This window comes from Actinophytocola sp. (genome assembly GCF_035942955.1).
Lineage (GTDB): Bacteria > Actinomycetota > Actinomycetes > Mycobacteriales > Pseudonocardiaceae > DASYTH01.
The window spans coordinates 1-9,480 of the sequence record NZ_DASZCQ010000334.1 but is presented as its reverse complement, the minus strand read 5'-3'; the positions used below and the strand labels follow the sequence as shown (position 1 = coordinate 9,480).

The 9,480-nt window shown below is 72.7% G+C and carries 10 protein-coding genes and 1 pseudogene; 5 read left to right on the top strand and 6 right to left on the bottom strand.

Annotation, left to right across the window (positions count from 1 at the left end; genetic code table 11):
- From VGX25_RS33305 to VGX25_RS33285, 5 genes and pseudogenes are all read right to left on the bottom strand, one after another.
- Positions 1-644 (bottom strand): annotated as a pseudogene (locus VGX25_RS33305) (ATPase); the annotation flags it as partial.
- A gap of 133 nt (positions 645-777) precedes the next feature.
- Positions 778-1,785, bottom strand: a complete 1,008-nt coding sequence (gene pssA / locus VGX25_RS33300) for a CDP-diacylglycerol--serine O-phosphatidyltransferase (RefSeq protein WP_326921949.1) — start codon at positions 1,783-1,785, stop codon at positions 778-780.
- A gap of 2 nt (positions 1,786-1,787) precedes the next feature.
- Positions 1,788-2,513: a phosphatidylserine decarboxylase gene (locus tag VGX25_RS33295; protein ID WP_326921948.1), complete on the bottom strand. Its 726-nt coding sequence runs from the start codon at positions 2,511-2,513 to the stop codon at positions 1,788-1,790.
- A 166-nt stretch (positions 2,514-2,679) separates the two neighbouring features.
- On the bottom strand, positions 2,680-2,955 hold the full coding sequence (locus tag VGX25_RS33290; RefSeq protein WP_326921946.1) for a GlsB/YeaQ/YmgE family stress response membrane protein: 276 nt from the start codon (positions 2,953-2,955) through the stop codon (positions 2,680-2,682).
- 14 nt (positions 2,956-2,969) lie between these two features.
- Positions 2,970-3,926, bottom strand: coding sequence for a YafY family protein (locus VGX25_RS33285; protein ID WP_326921945.1), 957 nt, complete (start codon positions 3,924-3,926; stop codon positions 2,970-2,972).
- A 62-nt stretch (positions 3,927-3,988) separates the two neighbouring features.
- On the opposite strand from VGX25_RS33285, the gene VGX25_RS33280 reads away from it, so the two are divergent.
- Positions 3,989-5,104, top strand: a complete 1,116-nt coding sequence (locus VGX25_RS33280; protein ID WP_326921944.1) for an epoxide hydrolase — start codon at positions 3,989-3,991, stop codon at positions 5,102-5,104.
- Positions 5,105-5,496: 392 nt separating this feature from the next.
- Here VGX25_RS33280 and glp read toward each other — a convergent pair whose 3' ends face one another.
- Positions 5,497-6,714: a gephyrin-like molybdotransferase Glp gene (glp, locus tag VGX25_RS33275; RefSeq protein WP_326921942.1), complete on the bottom strand. Its 1,218-nt coding sequence runs from the start codon at positions 6,712-6,714 to the stop codon at positions 5,497-5,499.
- A gap of 34 nt (positions 6,715-6,748) precedes the next feature.
- Here glp and VGX25_RS33270 point away from each other — a divergent pair, with 34 nt between their 5' ends.
- From VGX25_RS33270 to VGX25_RS33255, 4 genes are all read left to right on the top strand, one after another.
- Positions 6,749-7,396, top strand: coding sequence for an AIM24 family protein (locus VGX25_RS33270; RefSeq protein ID WP_326921941.1), 648 nt, complete (start codon positions 6,749-6,751; stop codon positions 7,394-7,396).
- A 95-nt stretch (positions 7,397-7,491) separates the two neighbouring features.
- On the top strand, positions 7,492-7,695 hold the full coding sequence (locus tag VGX25_RS33265; RefSeq protein WP_326921940.1) for a cold-shock protein: 204 nt from the start codon (positions 7,492-7,494) through the stop codon (positions 7,693-7,695).
- A 60-nt stretch (positions 7,696-7,755) separates the two neighbouring features.
- A complete protein-coding gene (locus tag VGX25_RS33260) occupies positions 7,756-9,063 on the top strand; it encodes a serine/threonine-protein kinase (protein ID WP_326921939.1) in 1,308 nt (435 codons plus the stop codon).
- A 180-nt stretch (positions 9,064-9,243) separates the two neighbouring features.
- A partial coding sequence (locus tag VGX25_RS33255; protein ID WP_326921938.1) for a TCP-1/cpn60 chaperonin family protein occupies positions 9,244-9,480 on the top strand: 237 nt, incomplete at its 3' end.

Sequence of the window (9,480 nt, the reverse complement as noted above, 5' to 3'; positions counted from 1 at the left end):
GCCGAGGCCGCCGCCGCGGTCGCCTGGCCACCGCCGGCGACGGCCGCCTGGCGATCCGGCTGGTTGCCCTCACCGGTGCGCGGCCCGTCCCGCCAACCGACCACAGTGGACGGATGGACGGCGACCGGTCCGCCCGGCTCGGTCGCGGTCACGGTGAGCAGCTCGGTCGTCCAGCTCACCCCGATCGCCCGGGACAGCTTCTCGCGCACGGCCGGGACGTCCGAGCCGGGCGCGGGCGCGAGCTCCCGGGGGAGCAGCGACACCGCGTCGCCGACGGTCAGCACCTTGCCGATCAGCGCCAGCCGCAGCGTTTCCGGCGTCAGCGACAGCGTGGCCAGCCGGGAGCCGGCGACGGTCACCGAGCGGGCCGGCGCCACCTCCACCGGCGCGACGACCACCTCGGCGCCCTCGGTGATCCCGAGGTTGGACATCGTGATGTCGTCGAGCAGCACGATGCCGGTGGGCCCGGCCTTGTCCGCCGCGGCCGCCAGCGCCGAGCTGATCCGCGCGCCGGTCAGCCGGACCGCGTCCCACTGCTGCAGGCCAAGGGCGTCGAGCACCTCCGGATGCAGCCGCACCACCCCGCGCCGGGTGTCGATCGCGGAGGGCGAGTGCCGGGCGGTCAGGGTGATCTGCGGCGACATGGGGGCGAGCCTAGCTGTGTTGAAATCAATGTGAGGGCGCGGCTGGAAGCACTACTTTGCATTGTCGGTCAGCGGTTGCGTACCACCGATTCCTCGGGTGGGCCTTCGGTCAGCCCTCGGAACCGGTAAGCCCTCACCGGGGCTCGCCCGGCCGGGGTTGGTTGCGCCGCAACCCGGTCCGCCGCCAGTTGCGCCTGCGCACGCCGGCCGGCCGGGCGACCCGGGCGCCGTCGGGCAGCAGCACCGGGCCGAGGTGCGCGCCGTCGTCGGTCCCGCGGCGCGGCAGCCGCACCGCCCGGCGGGCCGCCCCGGCGACCCGGCGCAGCGGCGGCCGCAGGCCCAGCCGGCGACTGACCCGGCCGTGCGCCTTGCGGATCGCCCGGCGCTCGCGCGGCGGAACGTCCCACGCCTCGGGGTGGTGGGCCAGCCAGTGCTTGCGCCGCACCGCGTACGGGATGTGCCCGAGGTACAACACCAGCGCCGCGGCCAACGCCACCATCGGGTACGTGATCACCGCGGCGGCCAGCAGCCCGACGCCGACCAGCAGCGGCGCCACCGCGCTGGCCGGCACCCGGATGGACTTCAGCGCCAGCGTGGGAATCCGGCTGATCAGCAGCGCGGCGACGGCGACCGTCCACACCACCACCGTCGCCTTGGCCGACCACCACCCGTCGTGGCCGATCTGGATCCACAGGATGAGCGGCAGCAGCACGAGCAGCCCGCCGGCCGGCGACGGCACCCCGACGAAGAACTCCTTGGCGTACGGCGGTTGCTCGGCGTCCTCGAGCAAGGTGTTGAACCGGGCGAGGCGCAGGATCACGCACACCGCGAACACCAGCGCGATCACCCACCCGGTGCGGTCACCCGGGAACTTCCATACGTAGAGCACCAAAGCCGGCGCCACGCCGAAGGAGATGGCGTCGGACAGCGAGTCGAGCTCGGCGCCCATCTTGCTGGTGGCGTCCAGCAGCCGGGCGATCCGGCCGTCCAGGCTGTCCAGCGCCGCGGCCACGGCGATCGCCGCGATGGCCGCGCCGTAGTTGTGCACCAGGGTGAACTGCACCGCCGACAGCCCGGCGCACATGGCCAGCACGGTGATCGCGTTGGGCAGCAGTCGAACTCCCGGCGCGGTTCGCGCCACCGTCAGCCCTCCGTCCGCAATGGACTCTCCGGAAGCTCGGCGAGCACCGTCTCGCCGCCGATCGTGCGCTGGCCGGTCTCCACCAGCATCCGGCTGCCCGGCGGCGCGTACAGGTCCACCCGCGACCCGAACCTGATCAGCCCGTAGGTGGCGCCGGCCCGCACCTTGTCGCCCTCGGCCACCTGGCACACGATCCGGCGCGCCACAAGGCCGGCGATCTGCACCACCGCCACCTCGTGGCCGTCGGCGGTGCTGATCAGCAGCGAGTTGCGCTCGTTGTCCTCGCTGGCCTTGTCCAGATCCGCGGACAGGAACTTCCCGGCCTTGTACGCCGCCCTGACCACCTGCCCGGTGACCGGAGCCCGCTGCACGTGCACGTCGAAGATCGACAGGAACATGCTGATCCGCGGCCGCTCCGCGTCGCCCATCCCCAGCTCCGCCGGCGGCCGCGCGGTGTCGACCTTGGCCACGGTGCCGTCGGCCGGCGCCACCGCGATGCCGCCGCGCTGCGGGGTGACCCGGCGCGGCTCGCGGAAGAACCAGGCGAAGAACCCGCCGGCCAGCACGCCGGCCAGCCCCGCCTTGCGGTTGACGCGGCGCAGCAGCAGCGTGCCCGCCGCGGCGCCGAGCACGAACGGCCGGCCGCCCGGGTGCATGGGCGGCACGATGGTTCGAGCCAGGTGCAAGGCGTGCGTAAAGGGCCCACGAACTCTGGGTTCAACGGTCATGACCTGCGGATATCCTCGGCGCGCGTTCGGTCCGTCACTGGACCACGCTACGCCAGCCGCCCCGGCCACCGGCCAGGCCGTGCCTCCCCCGACGAAGCACGCCCCGGCCGGAGCCGGCGAACGCACCGCGGTGTACGCCCAGTGTACGTTCCTATACTTGTCGTAATCAACCGCGAGACCGCTGCCCGGACCGGACCAGCCGCAACAGCGCGAGCAGAACGACGGCCCCGAGCGCCGCGATCCCCAGGCTCGGAAAGTCGAACTCGAACGTCTTCTCCCGCCCGGTCACCAGCTTGTACAGCAACCCGCCGAGCGCCGCCCCCACCACCCCGACCAGCACGCTGACCAAGCACCCCTGCCGCCGCCGGCTCCGCCCGCCCACCACGACGTTCGCCACCCACCCGGCGATCGCCCCGAACACGATCCACGCGAAGAAGCCCATGGCCGCGAGGCTAGCTAGCCGGCGTCGATCGCGCGCTGGTAGCGGGCGGCGAGGGTGCGCAGCGCCTCGACCAGCTCGGGCGAGTCCACGATCTCGAAGTCGGCGTCGAGCATTCCCAGGTAGAGGGCGAGCATCCGGGGGTCGTCCGAGCCGGGTTCGAAGGCGCACCGGTCGCGGCCGAGCGGCTCGACGTCCACCGGGATCGGCAGCCGGTTCCGCACGTGCGACGCGGGCGCGTGCACGATCACCCTGGCCCGGTACCGCCAGGTCGCCTCGCCGATCCCGCGGGCCACCCGCGACGTGACCTCGTGGTCGGGCGGCAGCGGGCGCGGGGTGAACCGGGGCCCGGTCGGGGTGCGCGGCTCGATCCGGTCCACCCGGAACGTGCGCCAGTCGTCCCGTTCCACGTCCCAGGCCACCAGGTACCAGCGTCGCCGGTCGTTGACCAGGCGGTAGGGCTCCACCGAACGCCGGCTGGCCGCCCCGGAATGCGCCCGGTAGTCGAACCGCAGCCGCTCATGATCGCGGCACGCGCCCGCGATCACCGTCAGCACGTCCGGATCCACCCGCGGGCCGGGCGACGGCATCGGCAGCGTGTGCTGGAAGGCGCTCACCCGGTGGCGCAGCCGGGACGGCAGCAGCTGCTGCAGCTTGGCCAGCGCCCGCACCGAGGTCTCCTCGATGCCGGCGATCGAGCCGCTCGCGGCGGTGCGCAGCCCGATCGCGACGGCCACCGCCTCCTCGTCGTCAAGCAGCAGCGGCGGCAGCGTGCCGCCGGCGCCGAGCCGGTACCCGCCGGCGACGCCCGGCCGCGCGTCGACCGGATAACCCAGCCCGCGCAACCGTTCCACGTCGTTGCGGATGGTGCGGGTGGTGACGCCGAGCCGCTCGGCCAACTCGGCACTCGTCCAGTCGCGCCGGGCCTGCAGCAGGGACAGCAGGCGCAGCAGCCGCGCCGGGGTTTCCCACATGCTTCGATCCTCTGTGGAATCTAGGAACAGACCCTTCCGGAATTATGCATAGGGTTCTCCACATGATCGATAACTTCCGCATCCAGATCGCCAAGACCGACCTCGACTACCTGCACGACCGGCTGGCCAACGCCCGCTGGCCCGGCGAGCTGCCCGGCGTGGGCTGGACCCGCGGCGTTCCGTTGGACCACCTCAGGGAGCTGGCCGAGTACTGGCGCACGGACTACGACTGGCGCGCCCAGGAGGCCACGCTCAACTCCTACCCCCAGTTCACCACCGAGATCGACGGCCAGCGCATTCACTTCCTGCACGTGCGGTCCGACCGGGCCGACGCGAAGCCGCTGCTGATCACGCACGGCTTCCCCAGCTCGGTCGCCGAGTTCCTGCACCTCATCGAGCCGCTGGTGAACCCGGCCGAGGGCCAGGCCTTCCACGTGATCGCGCCGTCCCTGCCCGGCTACGCCTTCTCCACCCCGCTTGCCGACACCGGCTGGACCATGGCCCGCACCGCCCGAGCCTGGATTGAGCTGATGCGCCGGCTGGGCTACGACCGGTACGGCGTGCACGGCGGCGACATCGGCGCCGGCGTGTCCGGCGTGGTGGCCGGCCTCGACGGCGAGCACGTCACCGGCGTGCACGTGGTCACCGACCCGCTCACCGCGGCGAACACGGCCACGTTCCTGCCCGGCATGGCCGACCGGCTCGACGGCAACGACCCGGTCGACAAGCTGATCCTGGACCGGATGAACGAGTTCAGCCGGGACGGCTCCGGCTACCTGGCCATCCAGAACAGCCGGCCGCAGACCATCGGCTACGGCCTCGTCGACTCGCCGCTGCTGCAGCTGGCCTGGATCGCCGAGAAGTTCGAGGAATGGACCGACCTGCCCATCGACCGCGACCAGCTGCTCACCACGGTCAGCCTGTACTGGTTCACCGGCTCCGGCGCCACCGCCGCGCACACGCTCTACGAGCAGGCCCACTCCACCGACTGGGGCGCACCTCCGGCCGTACCCCAGGGCTTCGCCGTCTTCGGCGCCGACGAAACCGTGCGCAAGCTCGTCCCCGCCCCACCCGACGCGCACTGGACGGAGTTCGAGCGCGGCAAGCACTTCCCCGCCATGGAGGCGCCCGCTCAACTGGCCGCGGACCTTCGGGCGTTCTTCGCCCCGCTGCACTGAGTCCCGTAGACGGACAACTGGGCCCGGCCTGTCAAGCCCAGTCCCCGGCCGGAGGCCCAGTTGTCCACACCCACCCACCCATCCACATCCATCCCAACTTTGATCTTCACCTTCGCTTCCGCCGGTAAACTGACCCACGAACCCACCTCCCCACCCCAGACGGGGTGGGGGCTGGCTGGCTAAGGGGCCGGCAGGGTGCCCGCGCGCGGCGGAGCCCATGGTGGCGCCGGGACGCGTCACTGACCTACCCGGAGGCGTCATCCGTGACGCGTTCCCGCAACGGGCCTTGCCGTCGTGTCCCACAAGGCGATCTTGGCGATCTTGGCGGAGCCCTGCCCACAACGCCGGACCACGGAGCCTGACCGTGGGCGCGGGACACGCCGGGAGCCGGGTCAGTCCAGCAGGATGAGGTCCACCTCGGCGCCGGCGGCGACCTCGGTCGTCTCCTCCGGGATCTCGATCAGGCAGTTCGAGGCGGCGAACGACGCAAGCAGGTGGGAGCCGGGGCCGCCGACCGGGGTGACCTCGACCATCCCCTCGTCGTGCCGGGCGCGGCGGTACTGGCGCTTGCCCGCGGGGGAGCGCAGCGGGCTGACCAGGCGGGCGCGGGCGCGGGGGCGGTCGACGGCGGGGTGGCCCATGGCGGCCAGCAGCGCGGGGCGGACGAAGAGCTCGAAGGACAGGGCGGCGCTGACCGGGTTGCCGGGCAGCGTGACGACGGGCAGGCCGTCGAGCCGGCCGCAGCCTTGCGGGCCGCCGGGCTGGACGGCGACCCGGACGAACTCCACGCCCTGCCCGGTGAGCGCGTCCTTGACCACCTCGTAGGCGCCGGCGCTGACCCCGCCGGAGGTGATCAGCAGGTCGACGTCGCCGGCCGCCGGGCCGATCGCGGCATGGAACGCGGAGACGTCGTCCGGGACGAACCGCAGCACGGTGGCCGACCCGCCGATCTCGTGCACGGCCGCGGCGAGCAGAACGCTGTTGGACTCGTAGATCTGGCCGGGCAGCAACGGGTTGCCGGGCGACACCAGCTCCGAACCGGTGGACAGGACGAGCACCCGCGGCGGGCGGAACACGGGAAGCGAGCCGCGGCCGACGGCGGCGGCGAGCCCGAGCTGGGGCGGGCCGAGGATGGTGCCGGCCGGGAGCGCGACGGCGCCGGCGGCCACGTCCTCGCCGGCCCGGCGCAGGTGCGTGCCGGGGGCGGCGGCGGCGCGGACGGCGACCGTGGACGTGCCGCCGTCGGTCAGCTCGACCTGCACGATGGCGTCGGCGCCGGGCGGCAGCGGGGCGCCGGTCATGATCCGGTGCGCGGCGCCCGGCCGCAATGGCGGGACGTCGACCCGGCCGGCCGGGATGTCCGCCTCGACCGGAAGCACGACCGGGCTGTCCGCCGACGCGCCGGACACGTCGGCGGCGCGCACGGCGTAGCCGTCCATCGCGGAGTTGTCGAACGGCGGCAGGGCCACCGGCGCGGTCACGTCGGCGGCGAGCGCCAGGCCGAGGCAGTCGGCCAGCGGGCGCTCTTCGACCGGCAGGAGTCCGAGCAGTTCGGCGACCGCCGCCCGGTGCTCGTCGACCGAACGCGGTCCGGAGGAGGTGTGTGCCACGGCCCCATCCTTCCCGTATGCCACAGTTCCACACATGCAGGTCCGTACCCGGCACACACCGGCGTTCGGCGTCGCGCGGTTGCAGCTCGCGCCCGGTGAGACGGTGCACGCCGACTATGCCGCGCTGCTGGCCACGAGCTACGGCATCCTGGTCGAGCCCAAGATCCGCGGCGGGTCCCGGCACCGGTCGCGCCCGACGACGTTGACCGCCCCGGCCGAGGGCGGCTGGGTGGACCTGGCCCCGTCGGTCCCCGGCGATCTCTACGTCCTCGAGCTGGACGGGATGTCGGGCTGGTGCGTGTCGCGCAACAGCGGGCTGGCCGCGGCGGTGACGGTGCGCGTCGAGCCGCAGTGGCCGGGGTTTCGCGCGCTGTTCGGTACCGAGGTCGGCTTCCTCGAGCACGTGTCCGGCGCCGGCCCGCTGGTCCTGGCCAGCTGCGGCGCCGTCGACCTGGTCACGCTCGAGGCCGGCGAGCTGATCACCGTCGAGCCCGGCTACCTGCTCGCCTACAGCGACTTCATGCAGGCGCGGCTGCGTGCGGTCAGCCAGTCGATGCACCAGTCGGTGCGCACCGGCGAGGGGCTCATGCTCGACTTCGCCGGTCCCGGTCAACTGCTCACCCAGACCCGGAATCCGCGTGCCCTCGCCGAATGGCTGACGAGCACGTCGAACGGCAGATGACGATCCGCGCTTGCGGGGACGATCAAACCCAGTACCGTTGGGCGCGCTGGAAACGGTGCCGCGGGCACCGTGCTCGACATATTCGGGAGGGTGCCGTGGCTACCGGCACTGTGAAGTGGTTCAACTCGGAGAAGGGCTACGGATTCATCGAGTCCGAGCAGGGACCCGACGTATTCGTGCACTACTCGGCGATCCAGGCCGACGGCTTCCGCACGCTCGAGGAGGGCGACCGCGTGGAGTTCGAGGTCAGCGCCGGGCGCGACGGTCGCAATCAGGCCGAGGGCGTCCGGAAGGTGTGACCCGAGCCCGTCTCGCGAACCGCACGCGAGCCGCACCGCGCCACCGTTAGGCTCGCTCCTGTGTCGGAGGACCTCACCGGGCGTCGCCTTGGGCATTACCGCATCGACGGTGTGCTCGGCAAGGGCGGCATGAGCGTGATGTACCGGGCGACCGATGTGCGGCTGGGCCGCAAGGTCGCCCTCAAGGTCATCGCCGAGCACCTGACCGAGGACCCCGAGTTCCGGGAGCGCTTCGTCGACGAGGCGCGCAACACGTCGGCCATCGACCACGCCAACGTCGTTCCGCTGTACGACTTCGGCGAGGTCGACGGCCTGCTGTACATCGCCATGCGGCTGGTGGACGGCTCCGACCTGGCCAGCCTGATCAAGGGCGGCCCGCTGGCGCCGGCCAGGGCGCTGACGCTGCTCGGGCAGGTGGCCGAGGCGCTGGACAACCTGCACGAGCGCGGCCTGGTGCACCTGGACGTCAAGCCCGCCAACGTGCTGGTGACCAGCCGCGAGTCGGCCGGCGAGCACGTCTACGTGGCCGACTTCGGGCTCACCCGGCGCGGCGCCACCGGTCACCGCACCAGGGGCGGGGACTTCCTCGGCTCGCCGACCTACGCCGCACCGGAGCACCTGCGCGGCGAACCGGTCGACGGCCGCACCGACGCGTACTCGCTGGCGTGCGTGCTGTTCGCGTGCCTTGCCGGCCGCCCGCCGTTCCAGGGCCAGGTGCCCGAGGTGATCCAGGGTCACCTCAACCGGGAACCGCCGCGGCTGACCGAGTTCGTCGCGCTGCCGCCCGCCGTCGACGACGTGATCCGGCGCGGCATGGCCAAGAACTCCAAGGCGCGCTACGCCGACTGCCGGGAGCTGATCGCCGCGGCCCGGCAGGCGTTGCTGGCGCCGGCCAGGATGCCGGCCGCCGCCCCCGCCGCTCCGGCCAACCGCGCCCCCGGGGTGGCGCCGCCGGGACCCGCGGGCAACGGGCACGGCGGATTCGGCCCGGTGGGCCACAATCCGGGCCCGCTACCGAATTCGGGCACCCCGCCGCGACCGATGGCGGCGCCGGCCGGGCTGCACTCCTCGTCGGCCGATCCGGTCCGGCTGCGGCCGCCCGTGCCGATCGGCAGCAGCACGGCGTTCACCGCGGACAAGAGCGGAAACCGTTGGGTGGCGCCGGTGCTGGTGGGGTTGGTGGCCATCGGGTTGATCGTGGCCGCGATCCTGCTGTTCACCTCGAGCGGCGGTGGAAGCACGAACGAGCAGCAGGACCCGTCGGTGCCCAATGTTCAGGTCGGCCCGACCGAGACCGGCGCGCAACCGACCACGTCCGGCGGCCGGCTGCCGACCTCGCTGCCCATCCGGCCGCAGTCGTCGCGCTGACCAGTGTTCTTGCACTCTCGGGGTAAGAGTGCTAAACACGACATTGGCACTCGGGTCAGCCGAGTGCTAAGTGAGGTCGGGACGGTGAGGCTGGCCCTTCAGTAGGGGCCGGCCGTCCGTCGCGGGCACCGAGCCTGGCCCTAAAGCTACGTGACGTCCACAGTGGAGGACCACACCGCAATGGCCAAGTTGATTGCGTTCGACGAGGACGCCCGCCGCGGACTCGAGCGCGGCCTGAACACCCTCGCCGACGCCGTCAAGGTGACCCTCGGCCCCCGGGGCCGCAACGTCGTGCTCGAGAAGAAGTGGGGCGCGCCGACCATCACCAACGACGGCGTATCCATCGCGAAGGAGATCGAGCTGGAGGACCCGTGGGAGAAGATCGGGGCCGAGCTCGTCAAGGAGGTTGCCAAGAAG